This window comes from Glaesserella sp. (assembly GCF_041817755.1).
Lineage (GTDB): Bacteria > Pseudomonadota > Gammaproteobacteria > Enterobacterales > Pasteurellaceae > Glaesserella.
The window spans coordinates 13,176-39,423 of sequence record NZ_JBGYBX010000033.1 but is presented as its reverse complement, the minus strand read 5'-3'; the positions used below and the strand labels follow the sequence as shown (position 1 = coordinate 39,423).

Annotated in this window: 27 protein-coding genes and 1 riboswitch; of the genes, 5 read left to right on the top strand and 22 right to left on the bottom strand. The window is 44.1% G+C overall.

The features are described from left to right. Positions 1-159 precede the first annotated feature (159 nt). On the bottom strand, positions 160-1,032 hold the full coding sequence (locus tag ACEYKX_RS04410; RefSeq protein ID WP_373780543.1) for a pirin family protein: 873 nt from the start codon (positions 1,030-1,032) through the stop codon (positions 160-162). 235 nt (positions 1,033-1,267) lie between these two features. Further along, a riboswitch (PreQ1 riboswitch) is annotated at positions 1,268-1,312 on the top strand. A gap of 3 nt (positions 1,313-1,315) precedes the next feature. Here ACEYKX_RS04410 and queC point away from each other — a divergent pair. Together queC and queD are read left to right on the top strand one after the other, a co-directional pair. Then, positions 1,316-1,975 carry a 7-cyano-7-deazaguanine synthase QueC gene (gene queC / locus ACEYKX_RS04405; protein ID WP_373768039.1) on the top strand — a complete coding sequence of 220 codons (660 nt, stop codon included), beginning with the start codon at positions 1,316-1,318 and terminating at the stop codon, positions 1,973-1,975. Beyond that, entirely contained in the window at positions 1,968-2,393 is a 426-nt protein-coding gene (gene queD, locus ACEYKX_RS04400; RefSeq protein WP_373768040.1) for a 6-carboxytetrahydropterin synthase QueD, read from the top strand. Before queC ends, queD begins: the two co-directional genes overlap by 8 nt. A gap of 10 nt (positions 2,394-2,403) precedes the next feature. On the opposite strand, the gene ACEYKX_RS04395 is transcribed toward queD, so the two are convergent. Then, complete coding sequence (locus tag ACEYKX_RS04395) at positions 2,404-2,868, bottom strand: RpiB/LacA/LacB family sugar-phosphate isomerase (protein WP_373768041.1); 465 nt, start codon at positions 2,866-2,868, stop codon at positions 2,404-2,406. Positions 2,869-2,988: 120 nt separating this feature from the next. On the opposite strand from ACEYKX_RS04395, the gene ACEYKX_RS04390 reads away from it, so the two are divergent. Beyond that, a complete protein-coding gene (locus ACEYKX_RS04390; RefSeq protein ID WP_373768042.1) occupies positions 2,989-3,603 on the top strand; it encodes a 7-carboxy-7-deazaguanine synthase QueE in 615 nt (204 codons plus the stop codon). Positions 3,604-3,634: 31 nt separating this feature from the next. Here the strand turns inward: ACEYKX_RS04390 and gorA are convergent, their stop codons facing one another. From gorA to pepA, 20 genes are all read right to left on the bottom strand, one after another. Next, positions 3,635-5,005, bottom strand: coding sequence for a glutathione-disulfide reductase (gene gorA / locus ACEYKX_RS04385; RefSeq protein ID WP_373768043.1), 1,371 nt, complete (start codon positions 5,003-5,005; stop codon positions 3,635-3,637). A 77-nt stretch (positions 5,006-5,082) separates the two neighbouring features. Continuing rightward, positions 5,083-5,613 (bottom strand): TIGR00645 family protein, encoded by a 531-nt coding sequence (locus ACEYKX_RS04380; RefSeq protein ID WP_373768044.1) that lies wholly within the window; start codon positions 5,611-5,613, stop codon positions 5,083-5,085. A 91-nt stretch (positions 5,614-5,704) separates the two neighbouring features. Continuing rightward, positions 5,705-6,343 carry a nitroreductase family protein gene (locus ACEYKX_RS04375; RefSeq protein WP_373768045.1) on the bottom strand — a complete coding sequence of 213 codons (639 nt, stop codon included), beginning with the start codon at positions 6,341-6,343 and terminating at the stop codon, positions 5,705-5,707. Between the two features lie 101 nt (positions 6,344-6,444). After that, a complete protein-coding gene (locus tag ACEYKX_RS04370; protein WP_373768046.1) occupies positions 6,445-7,245 on the bottom strand; it encodes an ATP-binding cassette domain-containing protein in 801 nt (266 codons plus the stop codon). 129 nt (positions 7,246-7,374) lie between these two features. Continuing rightward, positions 7,375-8,454: a class II fructose-bisphosphate aldolase gene (gene fbaA / locus ACEYKX_RS04365; protein WP_373768047.1), complete on the bottom strand. Its 1,080-nt coding sequence runs from the start codon at positions 8,452-8,454 to the stop codon at positions 7,375-7,377. Between the two features lie 65 nt (positions 8,455-8,519). Next, entirely contained in the window at positions 8,520-9,695 is a 1,176-nt protein-coding gene (locus tag ACEYKX_RS04360; RefSeq protein ID WP_373768048.1) for a phosphoglycerate kinase, read from the bottom strand. Positions 9,696-9,878: 183 nt separating this feature from the next. After that, positions 9,879-11,267, bottom strand: a complete 1,389-nt coding sequence (locus tag ACEYKX_RS04355) for a DASS family sodium-coupled anion symporter (RefSeq protein WP_373768049.1) — start codon at positions 11,265-11,267, stop codon at positions 9,879-9,881. A 253-nt stretch (positions 11,268-11,520) separates the two neighbouring features. After that, positions 11,521-11,715, bottom strand: coding sequence for a heme exporter protein CcmD (ccmD, locus tag ACEYKX_RS04350; protein ID WP_373768050.1), 195 nt, complete (start codon positions 11,713-11,715; stop codon positions 11,521-11,523). 11 nt (positions 11,716-11,726) lie between these two features. After that, positions 11,727-12,467 (bottom strand): heme ABC transporter permease, encoded by a 741-nt coding sequence (locus ACEYKX_RS04345; protein ID WP_373768051.1) that lies wholly within the window; start codon positions 12,465-12,467, stop codon positions 11,727-11,729. Between the two features lie 45 nt (positions 12,468-12,512). Further along, the gene (ccmB, locus tag ACEYKX_RS04340) at positions 12,513-13,175 is read right to left on the bottom strand and encodes a heme exporter protein CcmB (protein ID WP_373768052.1); all 663 of its coding nucleotides are present in this window, start codon (positions 13,173-13,175) and stop codon (positions 12,513-12,515) included. A gap of 10 nt (positions 13,176-13,185) precedes the next feature. After that, positions 13,186-13,812, bottom strand: coding sequence for a cytochrome c biogenesis heme-transporting ATPase CcmA (gene ccmA / locus ACEYKX_RS04335; protein ID WP_373768053.1), 627 nt, complete (start codon positions 13,810-13,812; stop codon positions 13,186-13,188). Further along, positions 13,813-14,523, bottom strand: coding sequence for a DnaA regulatory inactivator Hda (gene hda, locus ACEYKX_RS04330; protein ID WP_373768054.1), 711 nt, complete (start codon positions 14,521-14,523; stop codon positions 13,813-13,815). Between the two features lie 92 nt (positions 14,524-14,615). Continuing rightward, on the bottom strand, positions 14,616-15,302 hold the full coding sequence (gene pnuC / locus ACEYKX_RS04325; protein ID WP_373768055.1) for a nicotinamide riboside transporter PnuC: 687 nt from the start codon (positions 15,300-15,302) through the stop codon (positions 14,616-14,618). Positions 15,303-15,427: 125 nt separating this feature from the next. Continuing rightward, positions 15,428-16,048, bottom strand: a complete 621-nt coding sequence (locus ACEYKX_RS04320; RefSeq protein ID WP_373768056.1) for a YfgM family protein — start codon at positions 16,046-16,048, stop codon at positions 15,428-15,430. 12 nt (positions 16,049-16,060) lie between these two features. Then, entirely contained in the window at positions 16,061-17,350 is a 1,290-nt protein-coding gene (gene hisS / locus ACEYKX_RS04315; RefSeq protein WP_373768057.1) for a histidine--tRNA ligase, read from the bottom strand. A gap of 179 nt (positions 17,351-17,529) precedes the next feature. Beyond that, a complete protein-coding gene (locus ACEYKX_RS04310) occupies positions 17,530-18,519 on the bottom strand; it encodes a 2-hydroxyacid dehydrogenase (RefSeq protein WP_373768058.1) in 990 nt (329 codons plus the stop codon). A gap of 28 nt (positions 18,520-18,547) precedes the next feature. Beyond that, entirely contained in the window at positions 18,548-19,657 is a 1,110-nt protein-coding gene (ispG, locus tag ACEYKX_RS04305) for a flavodoxin-dependent (E)-4-hydroxy-3-methylbut-2-enyl-diphosphate synthase (protein ID WP_373768059.1), read from the bottom strand. Position 19,658: 1 nt separating this feature from the next. After that, a complete protein-coding gene (locus tag ACEYKX_RS04300) occupies positions 19,659-20,681 on the bottom strand; it encodes a RodZ domain-containing protein (protein ID WP_373768060.1) in 1,023 nt (340 codons plus the stop codon). Between the two features lie 132 nt (positions 20,682-20,813). Beyond that, a complete protein-coding gene (yegQ, locus tag ACEYKX_RS04295; protein WP_373768061.1) occupies positions 20,814-22,190 on the bottom strand; it encodes a tRNA 5-hydroxyuridine modification protein YegQ in 1,377 nt (458 codons plus the stop codon). 200 nt (positions 22,191-22,390) lie between these two features. Continuing rightward, positions 22,391-23,887, bottom strand: a complete 1,497-nt coding sequence (gene pepA, locus ACEYKX_RS04290) for a leucyl aminopeptidase (RefSeq protein WP_373768062.1) — start codon at positions 23,885-23,887, stop codon at positions 22,391-22,393. A gap of 181 nt (positions 23,888-24,068) precedes the next feature. On the opposite strand from pepA, the gene lptF reads away from it, so the two are divergent. Together lptF and lptG are read left to right on the top strand one after the other, a co-directional pair. Next, positions 24,069-25,166, top strand: coding sequence for an LPS export ABC transporter permease LptF (gene lptF / locus ACEYKX_RS04285; RefSeq protein ID WP_373768063.1), 1,098 nt, complete (start codon positions 24,069-24,071; stop codon positions 25,164-25,166). Position 25,167: 1 nt separating this feature from the next. Further along, complete coding sequence (gene lptG / locus ACEYKX_RS04280) at positions 25,168-26,238, top strand: LPS export ABC transporter permease LptG (RefSeq protein WP_373768064.1); 1,071 nt, start codon at positions 25,168-25,170, stop codon at positions 26,236-26,238. Positions 26,239-26,248: the final 10 nt, after the last annotated feature.

Genomic DNA, 26,248 nt, shown 5'->3' with positions numbered 1-26,248 from the left:
CATTATAGAGATTTTAGAATTCCGCGCAAGCGATTTTTGCAAATTTTTTGAAAAAAAAGGATCTTTTGCTGAAATTTGATCCAAAACGGCTATTTAAACGGCAAAAAGCGGCGATCTTTTTGAATTTGTAAATATCAAAAAGATCTGACCGCTTGTTTTTTATCTTGCAATTTGTCCAAACTTACCGCTTTGCACATCTCGCATGGCTTGGACAATTTCCGCTTCCGTATTCATGACGAACGGACCGTATCCGACAATCGGCTCATTGATCGGCTCGCCGGTAAGAATCAACAATTTTGATTCGTTGTTTGACTCGATTCGGACATCCGCCCCACCTCTTTCAAAAGTGACCAACTCACCACGGCGCGCAATTTCTTCACCATTGATTTGCACGGTACCGTCTAATACTAAAATCACGAGATTATGGCTTTCCGGCACGGCAAATGTGTGCGTTTTACCGGCATTCATTACGACATCCCACATATTAATCGGCGTGAACGTACTCGCTGCACCGGATGTACTTGCCAACTCTCCCGCAATGATGCGGGCAATACCGGCATTATCATCCAATTGCACAACCGGAATCTCTGTCGATTTAATCGCTTGATATTTCGGTGTCGTCATTTTATGTGCTTTCGGTAAATTATCCCAAAGTTGCACCATCTCAAACATTCCGCCTTCTTTAGAGAAACGTTCTGAATGAAACTCTTCATGCATCACACCGGAGCCTGCGGTCATCCATTGCACATCACCGGTACCGATAATACCGCCACCGCCGTAAGAATCAGCATGTGCTACTTCGCCTTGATATGCAATCGTAACGGTTTCAAAACCACGATGCGGGTGCTCGCCGACACCACGGAAATCCGATTTACGTCCACCGTCAAAATGACGAGGTGGGTTGTAGTCCATCATTAAAAACGGATCTAAATTTTTATCCGTATCGTTGTAAGTAAACATAGATTGTACGTGGAAACCATTACCGACCCAATGTTTTGCCGGTGCAGTATAAACATTTGCGACTTTTTTCATATCGTTATCCTTTTGTTCTTGGTTAAACATTGCGAGTTATTCATCACATCGCTCTTGATGGCGTGCATTATACTATCTTCACAAATTTGATAAATAATAATTTTATTGATTAACTATTTCATATTGGTGAATAATAAAAAGAAAAAAATCGCAAATTCAGTTAAAATCATTATAATGCCTTCCTTGCAAGCGGTACGATTCTGTAAACATTTTGCAAAATCGTACCGCTTGTTTATTCATCGTGGTTCGCAAACCTCCCACGCAAAAAAACTAAGGAACACATATGAACGCAAACAAAAAAGCCGTCGTCATTTTTTCAGGCGGACAAGACTCTACCACCTGCTTATTTCTTGCTATTCAGGAATTCGCCAAAGAGAATGTCGAAGTCGTGACCTTTCAATACGGACAACGGCACGCTATCGAGCTGGATAAAGCCCGCTGGATCGCTCAAGATGTCGGGGTAAAACAAACCGTTATCGATACTTCCGTGATCAAGGCGATTACGTCAAATGCCTTAATGGATGATCAAGCCACAATCGAACAAACGGGTTCGACGCCGAATACTTTTGTTGACGGGCGGAATGCTCTCTTTCTACTCTATACCGCTATTTATGCTAAAAGCCAAGGGATTCAGACTATCTATACCGGTGTATGCGAAACGGATTTCAGCGGGTATCCCGACTGTCGGGATATATTCATCAAGTCGATGAATGTGACACTCAATTTAGCGATGGATTATAATTTTAATATCCGTACGCCGCTGATGTATCTGACTAAAAAAGAAACGTGGGCGTTAGCCGATCAATTAGGGGTATTTGACTATATCCAAGCACATACTCACACCTGTTATCTCGGTGTGGAAGGCGGCTGCCATACTTGTCCGAGCTGCCTACTACGCGAAAAAGGGTTAAATGAATATTTAGAGGAAAAACACCGTGTTTAAAATTGCGAAAGAGTTTAGCTTTGATATGGCGCATATGTTGGACGGTCACGACGGCAAATGTCAAAATTTGCACGGTCATACCTACACCTTACAAGTCGAAATTTCAGGAGAGCTACATGCCGACGGAGCAAAATCGGGTATGGTGATGGATTACAGCGATCTGAAAGCGGTCGTGAAACAGCATATTCTTGACAAAATGGATCACGCTTTTATTTATGACACGACCAGTGAAAAAGAATGCAAAGTTGCCCGGCTGCTTGATTCTCTGGATTCCAAAACCCTTGGTATTCCTGTTCGGACAACGGCGGAGCAGATGGCGAAATATATTTTCGATACATTGACCGCCGAAGGACTCCCCGTCAGTTTGATTCGCTTATGGGAAACGCCGACGTCCTATTGTGAATATACGTCGGCGTAATACGGAAAGCTTAAACGTCTTGACGAATATGCTTTTCGGCAATGGCGACGACTTTATCCACACGGGTTGTGTAACGCGGATTATCCGATAAATAATCGGTCGTCATCCACGTATTGACAATCTCATGGGCGATGGCGGAGCCGATAATTTTTCCGCCAAGACACAACACATTCGTATTGGAATGCGAACGAGCCAATGCCGCACAGAACGGATCTTGGCAAATCGCCGCGTAAACCCCGTAAATTTTATTGGCGATCATGGCGCTGCCGTAACCGACACCGTCAATAAAAATCCCACGATCGACTTCACCTTTGCTCACGGCAAGGGAAGCAGGATAAATAAAATCGGGTAAATCGCAGGATGCTTCGCTGAAAGGACCGAAATCAACGACGTCATGCCCCTGCTTTTCAAGTAAGGCTTTGATTTCTTGTTTCATGGCAAATCCGGCGTGATCGCCTGCTACTGCTATTTTCATACGCGGTACTCCTATGATGTGTTGACTTGAAATGAACGATCTTCAGGATAGAACCAAACCTCAAAACTGTAAAGACAAGCGGTCGGTTTTAGCCTATTTTTTGCAAATTTTCACTCTCTTATGTTAACTACCGAATATCGAATCGTTGAAATCTTTGAAAGCCTACAAGGCGAAGGCTTCAACACAGGCATGCCGAGTATTTTTATCCGCTTCGGCAAATGCAATCTGGCTTGTCCTTGGTGCGACACCGATTACAACCGTTATGAAACGAAAACCCTTGGCGAAATTATGCAAATCGTCAATAACTTCACCGCTCGACATATCATCATTACGGGCGGCGAGCCGACTATTCAACCGAAATTGGAGCTGTTGTTGAGCGAACTGAAAGCACAAGGTTATTTTATTGCCATCGAAACCAATGGCTTAAAACCTGTACCGTTGCAAATTGATTATATCGCCACCAGCCCTAAACGCTTATACCGGAAGAAGTATTTGAAACATCACCTTCCGTTTGCCCATGAGGTGCGGATCGTCGTGGACGGCGATGTGTTGGATTTTTGTGAGCAGATTGAAAATACGATCAACGCGGATCGTTATTATCTTTCTCCCTGTGAAGAAAACGGCGTAATGAACATATTGGACACCATCACCCAGCTTGGCCTACTGAATCAGCGTCCGAACAAACCCCGTTGGCAGTTAAGCATTCAAACACATAAAATGGCGGGGATTGAATAGCAAAAACGGAGCTTACGCTCCGTTTTTTCGCTTAACGCATGGTCACGAATTCTTCCGAACCGGTCGGGTGAATGGCGACAGTGTTATCGAAATCCGCTTTGGTCGCACCCATTCTGATCGCAACGGCAAAGCCTTGAATCATTTCGTCCACCCCGAAACCAATGCCGTGTAAACCGACGATTTTTTCTTCTTTACCGACACACACCAGTTTCATTCGGCAAGGTTGACGATGTTGGGTGACCGCACTGTACATCGGTGTGAAAGAAGATTTATACACTTTCACGTTTTCTGTACCGTATTGCTCCACAGCCTGCGGCTCGGTTAAGCCGATCGTACCGATTGGCGGATGGCTGAAGACAACAGTCGGGACAAGGTTGTAATCCAAGTGTTCATTCGGTTTGTTATTGAACAGGCGTTCGGATAAACGACGCCCGGCCGCTACCGCAACCGGCGTTAATTCAATCCCGCCTTCAATAATATCCCCAACGGCGTAAATACCTTTTACATTGGTATTTTGGAATTTATCCACCTTAATAAAGCCACGCTCGTTTGTCGCTACACCGGTTGCCGCAAGGTTAATGACATCCGTTGCCGGTTCACGGCCGATTGCCCAAACCAAGCAATCCACAGTTTGTTCCGTACCGTTTTCCAATTTTAACGTTAACGAACCGTCCGCATTTTTCACCACTTCTTTTGGAATGGCATGGGTATGAAGCTGAATGCCGTCTTGATTCATGACTTCTAATAACGTTTCCACAATCAGCGGATCGAAATTACGTAACGGTGCATGTTGACGAACAAAGAGATGTGTTTCTGCGCCTAAGCTGTTTAGCACGCCCGCCAGTTCCACTGCAATGTAACCCGCCCCCGCGACTGCAACACGTTTTGGCACATCATTTAAGGCAAATACACCGTCGGAATCGATACCGTATTCCGCCCCTTTAATCGCCGGACGCGTCGGACGACCGCCGGTTGCAATCAAAATATGATCCGCCGTGACAAGCTCGCTACCACCGTCCGCCAAGGCGACTTCGACAGTGTTAGCATTGACGAATTTCGCAAAACCGCGAATGACATCCACATTGTTCTTTGCCAGCACATTATTGTAAGAGGTGTGAATGCGTCCGATATAGGCTTGGCGACTTTCAACCAATTTAGCGAAATCAAAGCGGTTTACGGTGACATCAAAGCCGTAATCCGGTGCGTAATGGTTGATGGCTTCTGCGATTTGTGCGCCGTAGAACATCACTTTTTTCGGTACGCAACCGACGTTAACGCAAGTACCGCCCAAATGTTTTGCTTCAATAATGGCACATTTTTTGCCATAACTTGCCGCTCGGTTGATGGAAGCGATACCGCCGCTACCGCCACCGATAGCGATATAGTCATAATGTTTGGTCATAATTTGTTCCTATTTAAAAATACAAGCGGTCAGATTCTACCGATTTTTTGTCATTGTGCCTAAATTATTGCAATAGGTTAATGTTTTGCATGGTGCACGTTACTGAGTAATTTATCGGTATAAGCCACACCGATTGCTGAAAAAATAAAACCGAGGTGAATTAACAATTGCCACATCATTGTTTCGGAACTCAATTTAGACGCGTTGATAAAAGTTTGCAACAAATGGATCGAGGAAATGCTGATAATCGCCATCGATAATTTCACTTTTAACACGGAAGCATTAACGTGATCCAACCATTCCGGTTGATCCGGATGGTTATCGACGTTCAAACGGGATACAAAGGTTTCATATCCGCCCACGATCACCATAATTAACAGGTTTGCAATCATCACCACATCAATTAAGCCTAATACGGTCAACATGATTGTGTTTTCATCCATCGACCCCAGATTCACCACCAAATTCCATAATGATTTCAAAAATTTATAGGCATAAATACCTTGTACCACAATCAGTCCCAAATAGATTGGTAACTGTAACCAACGGCTGGCGAAAATCACTTTACTGAAAATATTTTGTTTCAGTTTAATATCTGAATGAGACATTACTCCTCCTACTGTAATAACAAAAAAGCGGCAAATTCTAACAATTTTTTGCAAAAAATCTATTAGAACTTACCGCTTGATCTCGTTGTTGTTATGCTTTAAAGCCGTTTCCGTTATTCCACGACACGGTGTAATCCAATGCCAATCTTGCACTCGGAATCGGCGGAACCGCCGCTTTACCGATGGCAATCAACATGATCGGCACATAACGTTCGCTATCGATCGCAAATCGTTGCATGACGGCGCTTTTATCAAAAATGCCGATGGCATGGGTGTCATAACCTTTTTCTTTTGCAATTAACATCAATTGCATTGCCGCAAGGCTGGTATCGATACAGACCTGCTCTCGAATTTCCTGTGCGTTCAGCGCACTATGCATTTGGTTCATAAAATTCAAACCGGGTTGCTTAAAACCTTGATGTAAACAACCTTGTTCAATTGAGGTGTCAATAATCGCCTCAAATAAGCGATCATACTGTAAATCGGCAAGCACGATGATGACTGCGGAGGCACTTTCACAAGGCGGTCCGTTAAAGGCGACAATATCCGTTAATTGATTTTTTTGTTCCGCTTCGTCCACGACGACAAAACGCCACGGCTGAAGATTCGCCTTCGACGGTGCAAGCTGAGCCAGCGACAACATCTCGCTCAATGTTTCACGCGGAATACTGACGCCGCGCTGAAATAATTTAATGGTTTTACGTTGTGTGATCGCATCCAGTAATTCCATATTTTCTCCTTGATAAAAATTACGTTGCGGAATCCGATTTGCATTTTTTTGCCGCTAACGGACCGCCTGTAACGGCTTGTTAAATCAATATTTGTCCCGAATTAACTTGTCCAAGCCTCTTCAGTCAAACGTTTACCGAAGTGGCTTTCAATTAAGCGGGTAGTCAAAGCGGTTTGCGGATTTAATAAAACCTCTTTGGTATTGCCGTATTCGACGACTTTACCCTCATCCATCACCATCAATTTATCCGCCAAATGCTTAATCACCCCTAAATGTTGCCCGATATAAATATAAGACAGCCCTAGCCGCTCCTGCAAATTCAGCATTAAATTAATCAGTTGGCTTTTTACCGAAAAATCTAGCGAGTTTAACGTATCATCCACAATGATGATGTCAGGGTTGAGTATCAACGCTCGGGCTAACGCAATCCGTTGGCGCTGGCTGCTGGAGGTGTCTTTAATGTGAATCAACGCATGTTCCGGATACATACCGACCAATTTCAACGTTCGAAAAATCCGTTCATTACGTTTTTCTTCCGACAAAGGCGTCGCCAGTTTTAACGGAGAATCTAAAATCTGCCCGATGTTATAGTTCGGATCAAAGGCATCATTCGGATCCTGAAAAATCATCCGAATTTTTTTGGCGCGAAAAGCATAGTCGCCGAAGGTTAATTCGTGGTCTTTAAACAAAATCTTACCGGAAGTCGGTTCGGTAATACCGACCAACATTTTCGCCAACGTTGACTTACCCGCACCGTTTGCCCCAATGATAGCCAGGGTTTCTTGGTGGTTTAACGTAAAGGAAACATCCTGTACGGCATAAAAATTCTGTTTATGAAAAATATCAATGCGGTCAGTAAAACGTTTACTGAGCGACTGAACGTCAAGAAGAGGATGCGCCATAATATTATTTCAATCGGATTGGATTCTCTCTCCGCCTAATCAACACAGCGGTCACGGTGGGTTAAACCCCATCTCATATAAAACAAGACCGCTTATACAAGCGGTCTTTTTCGTCAGATAATTTGCGAATTACAATACATCGACACAGTTTAAGTCAACGAAAGATTGCTCTAAACGTTTAGACATGGATTCTTCCATTTTGCGTAACCAAACGCGCGGGTCGTAGTATTTTTTGTTCGGTGCGTCAGGACCGGTCGGGTTACCTAATTGACCTTGGAGATAGTCTTGGTTCGCTTTGTAGAATTGTAAAATACCATCCCATGCCGCCCATTGCGTATCGGTATCGATGTTCATTTTGATTGCACCGTAACCAATCGCTTCACGGATTTCTTCTTGTGAAGAACCTGAACCGCCGTGGAAGACGAAGTCTAATGATTTCGCCGGTAAACCGCGCTCTTTAGACACAAACTCTTGCGACGCACCTAAAATAGACGGTTTTAATTTTACGTTACCCGGTTTGTACACACCGTGTACGTTACCGAATGCCGCTGCGATAGTGAAACGTTTGCTGATCGGACTTAATTGGTCATAGACATAAAGTACTTCTGACGGCTGAGTATATAGTTTAGATTCATCCACGTCAGAATTATCTACGCCGTCTTCTTCACCGCCGGTTACACCGATTTCGATTTCAAGCGTCATGCCGAGTTTGTCCATACGGGCAAGATATTCACGGCAGATTTCCATATTTTCTTCAATCGGCTCTTCAGATAAGTCGATCATGTGTGAAGAGAATAACGGTGAACCGGTTTGTTTAAAGTGTTCTTCACCCGCCGCAAGTAAACCGTCGATCCAAGGTAATAAATTTTTCGCCGCATGGTCTGTATGAAGAATAACCGGCACGCCGTATTCTTTAGCCAATTGGTGAACGTGTTTTGCACCGGCAATGGCGCCTAATACGTCAGGGCGTGTACCGCTTGTCGGTTTGATACCTTTACCGGCATAAAATTGCGCACCGCCGTTTGAAAATTGAACGATAACCGGTGCTTTAACGCGTGCCGCGGTTTCCAATACTGCGTTGACGGAATCCGAACCGACGCAGTTCACTGCCGGAAGAGCGAAGTTGTGTGCTTTTGCATATGCAAATACTTTTTGAACGTCATCACCGGTTAATACGCCCGGTTTTACAATGTCTAATAATTTTGCCATGTTTTGTTTCCTTCTAGTTTGGGATTTCTATCTTCCCCCTTGTTCAAAGGGGGAAGTGAATAAAATTAGCTATTCGCACGTTTCTCTAAAATTTCAACCGCCGGTAATACTTTACCTTCGACGAACTCTAAGAACGCACCGCCACCGGTGGAGATGTAAGAGATTTTATCCGCAATGCCGAACATGTCGATTGCCGCTAAGGTATCACCGCCGCCTGCGATTGAGAATGCGCCGTTCGCGGTTGCATCAACGATGGCTTGAGCAACCACTTCGGTCCCTTTACGGAAGTTAGGGAACTCAAATACACCTACCGGACCGTTCCAAAGGATAGTTTTCGCACTACGAATAATAGCCGCTAATTCTTCAGCCGATTTATCGCCAATATCGAAAATAGACTCTTCTGCAGCCACTTCATTAACTGCTTTTTGTGTTGCCGCTGCCGTTTCAGAGAACTCCAAACCGACACGCACGTCTACCGGCACAGGAATGTTGGTTGCTTTTGATAAACGTTGGGCTTCAGGGATTAAATCCGCTTCGTATAACGATTTACCGACATTGTTGCCTTCCGCCGCAATGAACGTATTTGCGATACCACCACCGACAATTAATTGGTCAGCGATTTTTGACAAACTGTCTAATACCGTTAATTTGGTTGACACTTTTGAACCGCCTACGATTGCCAACATTGGACGTTGCGGCTCTTTTAACGCTTTACCTAATGCGTCTAATTCCGCTGCAAGCAGTGGACCCGCACAAGCAACCGGCGCATATTCCGCCACACCGTAAGTTGAACCTTCCGCACGGTGAGCGGTACCGAATGCATCCATCACGAACACATCACAAAGTGCCGCGTATTTTTTCGCTAACTCAGGATCGTTTTTCTTCTCACCTTTGTTGATACGCACGTTCTCAAGTACGACGATTTCGTTCTCTTTGACATCTACGCCATCTAAGTAATCACGTACTAAACGTACCGGCACGCCTAAATCGGCATTGTTTAAGTAATCCACTACAGGTTGTAAAGAGTTTGCTTCTTCAAACACACCTTCGGTCGGGCGACCTAAGTGTGACGTCACCATCACTTTAGCCCCTTTTTGAAGCGCTAATTTTAAGGTCGGGATTGTCGCACGAATACGGGCATCCGATGTTACTTTACCGTCTTTTACCGGTACATTTAGATCTGCACGAATGAAAAGACGTTTACCTGCAAGGTCAAGGTCAGCCATTTTTTTTACGGACATAGTAGGTTCCTCATTTGACGTTCAAAAAATAAAAAGCGGAGCGATTATAACAGTTTCAGATTGTTTTAGGCGAATGTAGATCAAATTATTACGATATTTTAAGAATTTCTTCATAAAATAAAATAAATGGAAGGCATGATAAAAACAAACAAGCGGTCTGTTTGACCGCTTGTTTTACGAATGTTATAACCAGAAGAAATAACCATAGGTTGCGATAACAAAGATACAGATGATGTTCAGCCAAAATCCGGCTTTGACCATTTCGCTTTGTCTGACTTTACCCGTTCCGAACACAATGGCATTCGGCGGTGTCGCCACCGGTAACATGAAGGCACAAGATGCACCTAATCCGATGATAAGCGCTAGACCGACCGGCGGAGCGCCCAAGGCTTCGGCTATAGAAATGAAGATCGGGACTAATAACGCGGCACTTGCCGTATTGGAAGTAAACTCGGTTAAGAAGATGATAAAGGTAGCGACAACCAAACCGATAATATAGAAGTGTCCGCCTTCAATCATGAAAACAATACCGTCCGCCATCACTTTACTCGCACCGGTTTTACCCAATACGGCACTTAAGGTTAGACCGCCGCCGAACAACATTAACACGCCCCATTCGGTGTTCTCCTGAATTTGATCCCAAGTGACGACACGGGTAACACATAATAAAACAGCTGCAAACAACGCGACGATACTATCAAAGCTACCGATACTTTTAATTCCGAATAAACCGGAGATAAATGGATTGAGATAGCTACTGAAAATCCAGCATAGCGCAATACCGATAAAGATAACCAACGTAATGACACGGCTACGGTTGAACTCGATTTTTTCAAAATTAAAATCAAATTGTTGACTTAAATTCGGTTTAAACACTACATAAAGTATGCCTAACATTAACGGCATAAGAATTAACATGATCGGCAAACCGTAACCTAACCAATCAGAAAAGGTCAAATTTAAATTAGACGCTACGATCGCATTCGGCGGGCTACCGACTAAAGTTCCCATGCCTCCGATACTCGCACTATAAGCAATTCCTAATAAAACGAACACGTACGTATTGTGGTGCGCATTTTCATCCAATTTGCTTAAGATCCCCATGGCTAAAGGCAACATCATCGCCGCTGTTGCCGTATTACTGATCCACATGGAAAGCAATGCGGTAACCGCCAATAAATAGACGACGGCAAGTGACAGTTTTCCGCCTGCCAATGCCATAATTTTATTGGCAATCATGCGGTCAATATTTTGAATGTGTAATGCCGTTGCCAATGCAAAACCACCGAAGAATAAGAAAATGGTCGGATCCGCAAAAGTGGATAATGCTTCTTTGGATGAAACCAGCCCTAAGGCAATCGATAAAATCGGTACCAACAATGCCGTAATAGTGACATGCAAGGCTTCCGTCAACCATAACACGGCGACAAACGCCAGTAATGCTAAGCCTTTATTGGCTTCAGGCGCAAAAGGTAACGTATTTAACAAAACAAAAAAGAGAATAATATCGACAAGCAAAATAATGCCGTTTCTCACAGCCTTATTATCCGTCACGGGTTGAGTATTTGTCATAGTGTGCCTCCACACAATGGAATAGAAACACAACCAATATAACAAAAAACGGAGTATGGAGAAGGGTGAAGATGTTAGAAATGTGAACTACATCATAAAATTTTAATAAAAAATCAATAATGTGCTTAATTTATGATAAAAATTTGTTAAAAAAAACAGACACGCAGTCTCCCTAAGCGCTCCATTTTTACCTCTAACAAGCGGTCACTTTTTACAAAACTTTTACCAAAACCGACCGCTTGTTTCGCCACTATTACTGTTGCTTTTTTAACTGTGACTGGCGGGTTTGCTCTTTTTTCACGCCAGCTAAAACTTGTTTGCCTTCCCGCTTACTTTGCCAAATAAGCAATCCGACGGAAACGAAAGTGATCGCATAAGCAAGCCAAACATAAAAGCCATAGCCGCCCATGGCAAAAAAATCGCTGATTGATGCAAATTGAAATGTCATTTTATTTACCTCTATTGACTAAGTTGCGCCAATTCGCGCACCCAAGGGCGTTTTCGTTCATCTTGTAATAATGCGCTCCGATAACGCACAATACTGAGCCAAATCATTAAGATCATTGAGCCGAAAATGGCTAACAATAGCGGAATCAACATCTCCGTCGCCATGGACGGTTTATCGAATTTGGTGATGGTAGCACCTTGATGCAAGGTGTTCCACCACTCTACCGAAAAGTGAATAATCGGTAAATTAATCACCCCGACCATGGATAAAATGCCCGCCGCTTTTGCTCCCGTATTGTGATCTTGGAAAGCGGAATACAGCGCCATCACGCCAAGGTATAAGAAAAACAGCACTAATGCGGAGGTTAAACGGGCATCCCACACCCACCACGTTCCCCACATCGGTTTACCCCAAATTGCCCCGGTGACCAGCGATAAAAAGGCAAAGACCGCCCCAATCGGCGCCATGGAAATCATGGCAAGATGGGCCTGACGAATTTGCCATACGGCAGCAATTAATGCCGCTACCGCCATTGAGCCGTATACGCCCATTGACCAAATTGCCGCCGGCACATGAATAAAAATAATCCGATAACTATCGCCCTGTTGATAATCTTTCGGCGCAAAAGCCAATCCCCAAATCAATGCAACGGTAAGCATCAACAGACTGAGCCCTCCCAGCCAAGGTTGGATTTTCCCCAGCAAATGATACTGTGTTTCAGACTTTGCGTAAGGGTGTAACCATTTCCACATAAAAACTCCAATAATTGCAAAAAATTCTCTGAATCCGACCGCTTGTTACTGCAAACTCACTCGCAATGCGCCTGCAATAGCAAAAGGAGAAAAGGTCAATGCGAGCGCCAGCATTGCGCCTAAAATCGCCAATTGCCCCGTATAGCCGACATTCAAGGTAGAAGCCTCTAACACCGCAGCGGCAAAAATTAATACCGGTAAGAATAGCGGTAAAATTAATAAACTCAATAAGGTTCCGCCCTTACGTAAACCAACCGTCAACGCCACACCAATCGCCCCAAGGCAGCTTAAAATCGGTGTACCTAACAGCAACGTTAACACCAACGCCCACCACACTTCTGTTTCGAGCGAAAGCAACACGGCGGTAATCGGTGAAAGTAAAATAAGCGGTAACCCCGTCAATAGCCAATGGGCAATCACTTTTGCCAGCGCCACCTGCGGTAAACCAATCGGCAGTAACATTAATTGCTCTAACGAGCCGTCTAAATAATCATCACGAAATAAACGCTCAAAAGAGAGCAGCGCAGAAAGCACTGCTGCCACCCACGCTGTACCGGAGGCAATTTTAGCAAGTAAATCGGGATTCGGCCCCATTAAAAGCGGGAACATTGTGATAATAATCAAGAAAAACCATAGCGGGTTTAAAATTTCCGCAGGTCTGCGAAAGGCAATGGTTAATTCTCGTTGAATAATGGTGAGTAAAATCATAAGACTACTTTTATACTTTAAATGGATCTAACGATAACACTTGGACTTTACCGCTTTCTGCCGTTTGATGGCTGGTGAAAATGACCATTCCGCCCTGTTCGCAATGCCGATCAATATGCTCGATTAATTCAACGACCCCTTTTTTATCAATCGCCGTAAAAGGTTCATCTAAAATCCATAAGGTTGCTCGGGTTAGCCACAATTTCGCCAATGCCACACGGCGTTGCTGCCCTGCTGAGAGGTGCGAACACGGCAAATCTTCCCGCCCGATTAACGACACTTTTGCCAATGCATTCCAAAGCGCTTCATCCTCTAACGGTAAACCTTGAATTTTCTGGTAAAAGCGCAAATTTTCCCATGCCGTTAGCTCCGGTTTAACGCCGGCGTGATGACCTAAATAAAATAGATGCTCGTAATACTGATCTCGTTGTTGCTGAATCTTCACCCCATTCCACAACACTTCGCCTTCGGCGGCAACAGCCAACCCGGCTAAAATACGCAATAAACTGGTTTTACCGATACCGTTATGCCCTTCGATCTGCCACCACTGCCCGCTTGAAACGGTCAGGGAGCAGCCTTCAAACAGCCGTGTTTCGCCGCGTTCGCAGGCGATGTTGATCAGCGTAAGTTGATTCATTTATAACCCTAAAATTTCTTTGACAAACGGTAACGTCAATTTGCGTTGCTCGCGTAATGAGGCATGATCCAACAGTTCTAATTGATTCATTAACACCTGTAGATCACGATCTAAGCGCTTAAGTAAAAAGTTAGCCACTTCATCCGATAATTCCAGCCCTTTATGGTGTGCATTACGCTGTAAAATGATCCGCTTTTGCTCATCACTCGGCTCGTCCAACCGATACACCTCACCCCAAGTTAAGCGTGAATGCAGATCAGGTAAGCGGATCGCTAACTGATACGGCGGGCAATCGGCACTAATCAACAACAACGTTTTCTTACCTTGACTAAACAAGCCTTGTTGTTCGCGAATTTGATTAAACAAATCAAAGATCGCCAATTCCCACTCATCATCGCCCGCCACCGCCTGTAAATCGTCCAAACAAACGACATCCAGTTGATCGGCGTTATCCAAGACCGTTGGGGCAAAATAGTGGGATTTTTCTAGCGGTATATAGGTCGCCGATTGTTGATTCAGCAAATAATGATTACTCACCGCTTTAAGCAAATGGCTTTTCCCGCTGCTTTTACCGCCCCAAATATAGAAAAAAGGTTGTTGAACGTCGTCAAAATTATGACGCAACGAATCCAACAGCAACAGGCTGTTTTCGCCATAAAAGTTATCAAGGGTTTCATCGTCAATTTGATGAATCGGTAATAATAATTGCAAGGGCTGAGTCAATCGTGAAAAAATTGGCGGTAGAATAACGGAAAAATCAAAGATTGAGAACCCTCAACCTTTGATTTATAAGTGATTTTTCTTTACGATTTTTGGAGTTTCGTCCAGTTGTAATAACCGTAAAGCGAATTTAATAAATAAGCCGAATACATAATATACATGGACGGATTTTCAGCCCATAACACGATAGACAAGATATTTAACGCAATCCAAAGCAACCATTGTTCGCGGTAACGTAACAACATTAACGTTTGCGCCGCAACAACGATAATTGTGGTTAACCCGTCAAGCCCCGTTGAACTGCCACCTGCGGCATTTAACGCTTGAACGAATAATAATGTGCCGATCACGATAAATGCGATCAAAAAAGCCCAACCTTTAGCCGTCAGTGATTTAGCAATAACCGCTTCAGCTACACCTTCCGTTTTTTGCATATTTTGCTTCCAAAGGAAGAAACCGATGAATTGTGCCGGGATATACACATAAAGTGTGGTATTCATTTCACCAAGGAAATTGGCGCCCCACGCCACATAAAAATACGTATAGGCAAAAATCAATCCGAACAAATAGTTACTGATTTTCCCTTTACTGACAAATACCACACAGATAATCCCCGCAATCCCCGAGATCATAGCCAACAAAGAATCCGGTGAATGAATATAAACACCGATTTGCGCGGCAATGAATAAGAAAAGCCAAACGACTTCAAACGGTTTCCAGCCGCTGACCAAATCTTGTTTGAGTTGCTGCAGTAATTCACGATAGTTCATATACGCCTCCAAATGTCACATAGAATCTGAAAAGATTATCGCACTACCCGCTAAAAATGTAAAATATAAATAACATTTATAGCCTAATAAGTCATAAAAAAGGATTGCAATGCAATCCTTTTTTATCATAGGTTATTCAAACGAATCTGAATCATCATTTGTTCTTCTGCCGGCACTAATGCTTTGGCTTGTTCGTAAGCACTTCTTGCGGCATCTTTGTCCCCTTTTGCCGCTAAAATATCACCGACTAAAAGCTGTTTACGCAAATCCCATGCTTTATCTTGTATTTTACCCGCTGTCGCCAGTGCGGCATCAAATTGCTTTAACTCATACTCCACTGCAGCCAAGCGAAATTGAATCACGTTTTGTAACGTTGCATCCGTCGTTGAACTTAATGCTTGGGTTAACAACGTCTTGGTGGTTGTGAAATCGCCTTTCCCCGCCGCTTGCTTGGCTTGTTCCAACTGCGCAAATACCGCATAACTTGAATCTTTATTTTCGGCGATAAATTTTTCAACAAGCGGTGCGTTTTTATCGGCATTTTGCAAATAGCTTTCCATCACGCTCTGATAGCTTGCCGACGTTTGCTGCGCCACTTCAATTTGATGTTTTTGCCAGTAATTCCAACCGAAAGTTGCAATGGAAGCAATCAACACCACCAGCACGATTGGCGTACCGTTTTGTTTAAACCAACTTTTTGCTTCTTCAAACTGCTGTTCTTCAGTTTTATTCAAATAATCACTCATTTATTCTCTCCTTTATGCAAAACGCATTGTTAATTCATTGATTAAATCAGCTTGAGCAATAGTCATCTGCTCCGCTTCGCCAAATAGGTCTTTCACTACGACCGTCTGTTCCGCCACTTCACTTTCACCTAACACTAGAGCGATTTTTGCCCCTGATTTATCGGCTCGTTTGAATTGTTTTTTGAAATTCCCGCCGCTTGTATGTAGCATTGTGCGAAGCTGTGGGAACGCATTACGCAAGGTTTCCGCCAAGCGGAATGCCACCGCCGTTGTACCTTCGCCTGAATGCACCACATAAATATCAACTGCTCTTGGTAATTGCACATTCGGGTTTACTTCTTGCACTAATAAGACTAAACGCTCCAGCCCCATTGCAAAACCAACACCTTCCGTTGCGTGTCCGCCGAGTTGTGCAACTAAGCCGTCATAACGACCACCACCACAAACTGTACCTTGAGCACCTAATGCTGTGGTGACCCACTCAAATACGGTTTTATTGTAGTAGTCCAAACCACGCACTAATTTTTGATTCACTTCGTAGGCAATTCCCATTTCATCCAGAATTGCACAAAGTCTTGCAAAATGTGCTTTCGATTCGTCATCTAAAAAATCGTGAAGTTTTGGTGCATCGTTTAATACCGCTTGCAACGCTTGATTTTTGGTATCCAAAATGCGTAATGGGTTGGTCGTTAAACGGCGTTCACTGTCAGGATCTTGCTTTAATACATCTAAATGATTTTGTAAGAACGCAACCAAGGCTTCACGGTATCGAGTACGTACTTCTAATCCACCGATTGAGTTAAGCTGTAAAGTCACGTGTTCACGGATACCTAATTTTTCCCATAAACGAGCGGTTAGCACAATCAATTCCGCATCCGCTTCAGCATTTGGGATCCCGAAAATTTCAACGCCTGCTTGGTGAAATTGACGGTAACGACCTTTTTGCGGACGCTCATAGCGGAACATTGGACCGATATACCACAGACGCTGTTCTTGGTTGTAAATCCAACCGTGTTCAATCGCCGCACGCACGCAACCTGCCGTACCTTCAGGGCGAAGAGTAAAACTTTCGCCTGCTTCTTCGCTACGGGTAAAGGTAAACATCTCTTTCTCGACAATATCTGTCGCTTCACCTACGCCACGTTTAAATAAGTCGGTAGATTCCATAATCGGACTACGCATTTCTGTATAGCCGTAACTTGCGAAAGTATCGCGGATATTGCTTTCAACCCACTGCCATAATGGTGTTTCAGTTGGGGAAAGATCATTCATTCCGCGTAAAGCTTGAATTGTTTTTGACACGTTATTATTCCTAATTATTTTTCAATATTTGCAAAATTTTCGCTAAAACTGACCGCTTGTCTATCGTCCGTATACACGCATTCATCGGCGTTTTATATAAAAACATCGGCGCGAGCGTTTCGCCCGTGCCGTCATTATTGTCGGATAAGCGCAAACGGCTTCATCCGAAAGTGTTTCGCTTAGTTTACCGCATTCTCACAAACGGTATTTGTTCGCAAACAATCAATGTTATGTAAAGTTACATCCGAAATATTCACCAACGCTTCTTCAGTAAGGAAAGCTTGGTGCCCGGTCAATAATACGTTGTGACAAGACGAAATACGACGGAATACGTCATCCAAAATGACCTCGTTGGATTTATCTTCAAAGAAGAGTTCGCGCTCGTTTTCATATACGTCCATGCCCAATGCGCCGATTTTTTGCTGTTTCAATGCCTCGATAGCGTCTTGCGTATTGATCAACGAGCCTCGGCTGGTATTGATGATCATCACACCGTTTTTCATTTTCGCAAAGGACGTTTTATTGAGTAGATGATAATTTTCCGGGGTTGCCGGGCAATGCAAGGTAATTACATCCGATTTGGCATACAATTCGTCCAAACTCACATAAGTTGCGCCGATCTCTTCCGCCGCCGGGTTTTTATACGGATCGAAAGCCAAAATATGCATACCGAAACCTTTTAAAATACGCATTGTAGCAATACCGATTTTCCCCGTACCGATCACACCGACGGTACGTCCGTGCATATTAAATCCGATTAAACCTTCAAGAGAAAAATTCGCTTCACGCGTACGTTGATAAGCACGGTGGATACGGCGGTTTAACGTCATCATCAATCCCACCGTATGTTCCGCCACCGCTTCCGGCGAATAAGCCGGCACACGTACGACTTGTAACCCGAGCTGTTTTGCCGCGTCAAGATCAACATTATTAAACCCCGCACAACGCAAAGCCACCATTTTTACGCCATATTGCGCTAATTTCTCCAGCACCTTTCGACAACCGTCGTCATTAACGAAAATACATACCGCTTCGCAACCTTCCGCCATTTTGGCGGTTTGTTCGTTCAGCATGAAATCGAAAAAGTGGAGTTCAAAACCGTATTGTTGATTCACCGATTCAAGATATTTACGGTCATAACTTTTGGTACTAAAAACAGCGACTTTCATTATGCTCTCCTAATAAGTATTAACAACATTAAACTTGTTCAACGGCAATACGTTGGTGCTGCTGCGCAACCTTTGCCCGAATTTTCGCCTCCAGTTGATCAATCAATTGATCATTGTCGAACCGCTCTTTTTGACGAACGCCGTCAAGATAGAAACCGCTCATTTTATTCGAGCCTGTCACACCAAGATCAGACACTAACGCTTCGCCCGGGCCGTTTACCACACAGCCGATAATCGACACGTCCATCGGCGTAATAATATCTTCCAAACGTTGTTCAAGGGCATTGACCGTACCTATTACATCGAATTCTTGGCGTGAACAGGTCGGGCAAGCGATAAAGTTAATACCGCGCGAGCGAATACGCAACGATTTTAAAATATCGAAACCGACTTTGATTTCTTCAACAGGATCTGCGGCTAATGAAACACGAAGCGTATCACCGATCCCTTCTGAAAGTAATAAACCTAAACCGATTGCGGATTTTACCGCACCCGCTCTCGCGCCGCCCGCTTCCGTAATGCCTAAATGGATCGGTTGTTTGATCGCTTTGGCTAACAAGCGGTAAGATTCCACCGCTAAAAAGACATCGGATGCTTTCACACTTACTTTAAACTGATCGAAATTAAGACGATCTAAGATCTCAACGTGGCGAAGTGCTGACTCTAACAAGGCTTCCGGTGTCGGCTCGCCGAATTTTTCTTGAATATCTTTTTCGAGAGAACCTGCATTCACCCCGATACGAATCGGAATATTTTTATCTCTCGCACAGTCCACCACGGCACGAATACGCTCTTCCTTGCCGATATTGCCCGGGTTGATACGCAAGCAATCCACGCCATATTCCGCCACTTTCAACGCAATACGGTAATCAAAGTGAATATCCGCCACAAGCGGTACGTTCACCTGCTGTTTTATCAATTTAAAGGCTTCAGCTGCGTCCATTGTCGGTACGGACACTCGCACAATATCCGCCCCGACACGCTCAAGGGCTTTGATTTGTGCCACAGTCGCTTCCACGTCGGTAGTACGGGTATTCGTCATGGATTGAACAGCAATCGGTGCATCGCCCCCCACAGGCACATTACCGACATAAATTTTGGTCGATTGACGACGTTTAATAGGTGGTTCTTTTAACATATTAGTTCGCTAAAGGTAATTTGAAACGTGCGACCCGTCCGTCAACTTTAAGCGGAACAAGCTGCCCTTTATAGTAAATTTTGACGTTTGCCGGCGCACCGACGGTTAAACGATATTGCTCATTATCGTTAAAGCTCAATACTTCGCCCGATTTATACAGTTTTTCCGCAAGACGTTTGTTTTGCGCTCCGCGTACGGTTATCCAACTTTCCGGTCCGGTAATTTCAATGCGAAGTTCTTCGGTAATCGTCGTTTGATCCGACTCCGTTACCGTTTCTTCCATTGTATTTGACTCGCTTTGTTGTAATACATTCACTTGCGCTTCAGGTTTGTTGACCACCGTCGTTTCTGCGATTGTCTCTGTTTGGGCGGGTTGTATCTCAGCAGGCTGTGTTACTTGCGGTGGTTCCACCGCTTGAGGTAATGCCGGCAAAGTCGGTTCTTGAACGGGGGGCACGGACGGAGCCGTAACATTCGCTGATTCCGTATTGACTGAATCGTTATTTGTCGCAACAGGCAAGTTCAACGCAACCGTATTTGCATTTTCCGATGAGGAAGTGACCGCTTGTAACGGTTTGGATTCCGCAGTGGTATTGACAATTAATTGTTCTCGGCTGGCTTGATCCTTTTTGTGCTCCTGCCACCACCATGCTAACGTCATGCCGACGGCACCCAATAACACTAACCAAGTCAATGTTTTTACCCAACGGGTTTGGGACTTATGGTTTTTGACTTTGATCGGCGCCACTTTTTTTACTTCTTTGGTAATTTTGGCTTCGCCGTAATCCACGCTGCCAATCAAAGCCTCCGGCAGACGTAAGAAGCGAATATAGTTGCGAACATAGCCCCGAATGAAAGCCGGCGGCACATTTGGTAAGATAAAAATATCTTTCTCAAAGGAATCAATATGGTTTTTTTTAAGATTTGTTTTTTGGGCAACTTCGTCAATGGATAAACCCAATGCTTCACGTCCTGTTCTAAGTTGCTGACCAAGAGAAAGGGATGGTTCAATTGTTTGCGTCATTGTCTTGAGTTCTTTGTATAAAATTGAGTAGGGAAGTTTAAAATGCAATAGTCCGTTTTGCAATCCAAACAATGTCAATCAGCGCAAATTTCCGGAAATAACGTCCATCACCTTGCGCTGATAATATCATCTTTATTTATGCGGATTTCGAGTATTCGCATCAACCAAATTACGCATTAATAAGGCATAATCTAGTTCTACATCGGCTGGTACATCTAAAAAGACAAAATGCCCGTCACCTAAACCTGCATCAACAGCTTCATTTTTGCGGTTTAACATTCGTTCGATTTTGAACACGATATTGCCTTTCGGGGTCATCATTTCGACTTCATCGCCAAGTAAGAATTTATTTTTCACGGCGACTTCCGCCATACCTTCTGTATTGCGTTTGCCGGTAAATTCACCGACAAACTGCTGGCGTTCTGAAATCGAATAGCCGTAATCGTAATTTTGGTATTCATCGTGGGTATGGCGACGTAAGAAACCTTCCGTATAACCACGGTGTGCCAAGGACTCTAAGGTATCCATTAAACTTTCATCAAAAGGCTTGCCTGCTGCCGCATCATCAATCGCCTTGCGGTAAACTTGAGCGGTTCTTGCACAATAGTAAAATGACTTAGTTCGACCTTCAATTTTTAAGGAATGTACGCCGATTTGGGTCAGTTTCTCAACGTGTTGCACCGCACGCAAATCTTTCGAGTTCATAATGTAAGTGCCGTGTTCATCTTCAAAAGCGGTCATTTGCTCATCTGGTTTTTGCGATTCAGCAAGAAGGAACACTTTGCTCGTGGTATCGCCTTCGCCTAAGGTTGGTGCGACATTTTTAATTTCAATCTGCTGTTCCGGATCGATTTTTGACACAATATTGCCAACATCATCTACCTTACCTTCTTCCACCTGATATTCCCAGCGACAAGCGTTGGTACAAGTGCCTTGGTTCGGATCACGTTTGTTGATATAGCCAGATAATAAGCAACGTCCTGAATATGCCATACATAACGCCCCGTGGACGAAAATTTCAATTTCCATATCAGGCACTTGCTCACGAATTTCTGCGATTTCTTCAATGGAAAGTTCACGGGAAAGAATGACACGGGTTAATCCCATCTGTTTCCAAAATTTTACCGTTGCCCAGTTTACCGCATTCGCTTGCACGGAAAGATGAATATCCATTTCCGGAAAGTGTTCACGCACCAACATAATCAAGCCCGGATCGGACATAATCAACGCATCGGGTTTCATATCCACAACGACTTGCAGATCTTTAATAAAGGTTTTGAGTTTGGAATTATGTGGAGCGATATTGACCACCACATAGAATTTTTTGCCGAGTGCGTGAGCTTCATCAATACCGATTTTCAAATTAGCGTGGTTAAATTCGTTATTGCGAACACGCAAGCTGTAACGTGGTTGCCCCGCATAAACGGCATCAGCCCCGTAAGCAAAGGCATAACGCATATTTTTCAGCGTGCCTGCCGGTGATAAAAGTTCGGGTTTATGTTGTAACATTTAGATTCTCTTTCTGATAACAAGTCAGGACCTTCCCGAAGGAAAGCGTAAAAAGGCGTTATTCTAACGGAATAACGCCTTTGGGTTAAGAATTATATGTTTGTTTAGTGAAAATTCTGCCATTACAAGCGGTCGGTTTCGACTCAAAATTTGCAAATTTTAGAGCCTAACTGACCGCTTGTATTTAGGAGGCAAACAGGTTAAACGCCCGCTTTATTAATCAAAAACTGACTCAACAAGGGCACCGGTCTGCCTGTCGCGCCTTTTGCTGCTCCTGACTTCCACGCTGTGCCTGCAATATCTAGATGCGCCCAAGTGTATTTTTTGGTGAAGTTAGACAGAAACACACCTGCGGTGATCGCACCGCCTAAGCGTCCGCCGATATTGGCGAGATCGGCAAAGTTGGATTTAAGCTGCTCTTGATACTCTTCGCCCATCGGTAAACGCCACGCTTTGTCGTCCGCTTGTTCTGCGGCATTTAATAAATCATTCGCAAGCGCGTTATTTGGTGAAATCAATCCGCTGTTGTGGTTGCCAAGTGCGATCATACACGCCCCTGTGAGTGTGGCGACATCAATCACTAACTCAGGATCGAAGCGTTCCACATAAGTTAAGGTGTCGCATAACACCAAACGCCCTTCTGCGTCAGTATTCAACACTTCAACGGTTAAGCCTGACATTGTGGTAAGTATATCACCAGGGCGATAAGCGTTGCCGTCGGGCATATTTTCACAACCTGCGAGTACGCCGATGACATTTAATGGCAATTTCATTTCTGCAATGGCTTTCATTGTGCCATAGACAGAGGCTGCTCCGCCCATATCGTATTTCATTTCGTCCATTGCATCGGCAGGCTTAATGGAAATACCGCCTGTGTCAAAGGTTAAGCCTTTGCCGACAAGGACGATCGGTTTGACAGTAGGATTTGGAGATCCTTTATATTCGATGATAGAAAGGTAAGCCTCATTTTCAGAACCACGGGAAACGGCAAGATAAGCGTTCATATTTAATTCCGCCATCTCTTTTTCATCTAATACGGTGGTTGTAATGCTGTTATAGTCTTTGTCTAACCCCTTCGCTAATTCGGATAAATATTTCGGGTTGCAGACATTTGGCGGACAGTTCGCCACATTTTTGGCGAAGATCACGCCTGATGCAATCGCTTTACCGTGTTCAACCGCTTGTTCCGCCACGGTTAAATCTTTACGGTTGGCAATATTAAACACAATTTTGCGGAGTTCACGGCGGATTTCAGGTTTAACGCTCTTAAATTCATTGTATTGATAGCCGTTGTCTTGAATCGCTTCAATCGCAAAACGGATATTCCAATAAACCGAACGGGCTTTGACGTGCAATTCGGTGAGGAAGCAGATCGCTTCCGTTGAGCCTGTGTCGTTAATCACTTGCACCATTTTTTGAATGGTTTGTTTGTATTGGCGTTCGGTCAGTTCACGCTCTTTGCCACAGCCGACTAACAACACCCGATCAGCCGGGACATTCGGTACATTGTGCAGCAATAAGGTTTGCCCGACACGCCCTTCCAAATCCCCTTTACGCAATAAATTGCTTAAATAGCCGTCACTTAATTTATCCAACTGTTCCGCCGCCGCAGATAAGCGACGAGGTTCGTACACTCCTACTACCAAACAACCTGTCCGCTGCTTTTCTACCGAACCGTTCTTTACGCTAAATTCCATACAATACTCCCGTGATTTTTTTTATTTAAAAGGGTATGATTACGCATTTTGCAAGCGGTCGGTTTTTTGCAAAATTTTACCAAAATCAGACCGCTTGAACTTGAAAGCAAAATACGGGTCGTAAAGCTACCCTCTTGCCGAAAAATTGCAAGCAATAATTTAAAAAAATGAGACCTTTATCGTGATTTTAAGCCGATATTTAACGAAAGAAATATTTAAAAGCCAAATTGCTATACTTTTCATACTGTTAGTGATTTTCTTCTGCCAACAATTAGTCCGCGTATTAAGTTCGGCGGTCAGCGGAAGAGTGCCGACCGATTTAGTCTTGAGCCTACTCGGACTGGGAATGCCGACCATGGCACAGTTAATGCTGCCGTTATCACTATTTATCGCACTTTTACTCACTTTAGGTCGTTTTTATGCCGAAAGTGAAATTACCGTGATGCGAGCCTGTGGTGTCGGACAAAGCCTACTGGTTAAAGTCGCATTATTTTTGTCCGTATTTACCACCGCCATTGCGGTTTATAATGTCTTTTGGCTGACACCTTGGGCGATCAATAAACAAAGTGAAATGTTGGCGGAAGCCAAGGCAAATCCGCGTTTTGCCGCGCTTTCGGCAGGGCAGTTTATGTCTGCCGGCGGTTATGTGCTTTTTATCGATAATATCGAAAATAACCGACTCAATGATATTTATGTTTTCCAACCGGATCAGCAGAAAAAAAACAAACCATCCGTTGTGGTGGCAGAATCCGGTGAATTACAAGGTTTGCCAAACGGTGATCAACTGCTTACATTGACGAATAGCGACCGTTACGAAGGCACGCCGCAGACGGCTGATTTCCGCATTTCTCACTTCGACAGCTATACCGCTTATTTAGGTTATCAACAAGTCGAAACCGATGAAAAATTAGTTCAGCGCGCTGATTTCCATAAACTTATCAACGATGAATCGCCTGAGGCAAAATCCGAGCTGCAATGGCGTTTTGCATTAATTTTCGCCACACCGCTAATGGCGTTACTTGCCGTACCGATGAGCAGCATTAACCCGCGCCAAGGGCGCTTTGCCAAACTGTTGCCGGCGTTATTAATGTATTTAATCTATTTCCTGCTACAAAGTTCATTAAAATCAGCGGGCGGCTCAGGTAAGGTTGATGCCTCTTTGTTGATGCCTCTGGTTTCTATCGGGTTCTTGATCCTCGGGATTGTATTAAACAGTTGGGATAGCAAATGGTTTTCTGCATTGCGCTATCGTCTCAGTGCAAAAAAGGTAACACACTGACATGAATGTATTAGAACGTTATATCGGAAAAACTATTCTTTCCTCCATTATGCTTACCCTTTTTATGTTGGTCGGGTTAGGAGCAATTATTAAATTCGTCGAAGAATTTCGGGCGGTCGGTCAAGGCTCTTACGACGGATTACACGCGGCATACTATACTTTCTTAACCATTCCCCGTGACGTTGAGACCTTTTTCCCGATAGCCGCTCTACTCGGTTCGTTAATGGGCTTGGGCAACCTTGCCAGCCGCAGTGAACTGGTTGTGATGCAGGCATCCGGGTTCTCCCGCTTCCGTATTGGTTTAGCGGTAATGAAAACGGCGATTCCGTTAGTGATTTTTACCATGCTTATCGGTGAATGGGGCGTACCGCAAACGGAACAATACGCCCGAAATATGCGATCAATCGCTCAAAGTGGTGGTTCCATGCTTGCCACACAAGGCGGATTTTGGGCGAAAGACGGTAAAGATTTTATTTATATCCGTCAAATCAGCAGCGAAACCCATTTAAACGGTTTATTAATTTATGAATTCGACAAACGTGAATTAAAATCCATTTTAAAGGCCGGTCAAGCCACTTACGCCGATCCACAAGGCTGGGTATTACAGCGCGTAGAAAAATCGACAATTCAGGGCGACAATATCATCCAATCCAAAGAAGCCGATCAAGTATGGAAGACCAGTATTACGCCAAGCAAACTCGGCATCGTTTCATTAAAACCGGAGTCGCTTTCTATCACCGGTTTGGCGGATTATGTCGGCTTTTTGAAAGAAACCGGGCAGGATCCGAAACGCTTTGAAATTACCTTTTGGCGCAAAGTGTTCCAACCGATCTCCATGGCGGTGATGATGCTACTCGCCATTTCGTTTATTTTCGGACCGCTGCGCAGTAGCACGATGGGCGCCAAAATCGTCATCGGGATCCTCGCCGGCTTCGTATTCTATGTCGCCAATATCGTCTTCGGTAATTTAAGCCTTGTCGTTTCATGGCTGCCCGTACCGATAGGCGCGTTAACTCCAAGTCTGCTCTGTCTCTGTGCGGTTTGGTGGCTATTGAATAAAAAACGTGATTAATGAAGGAACC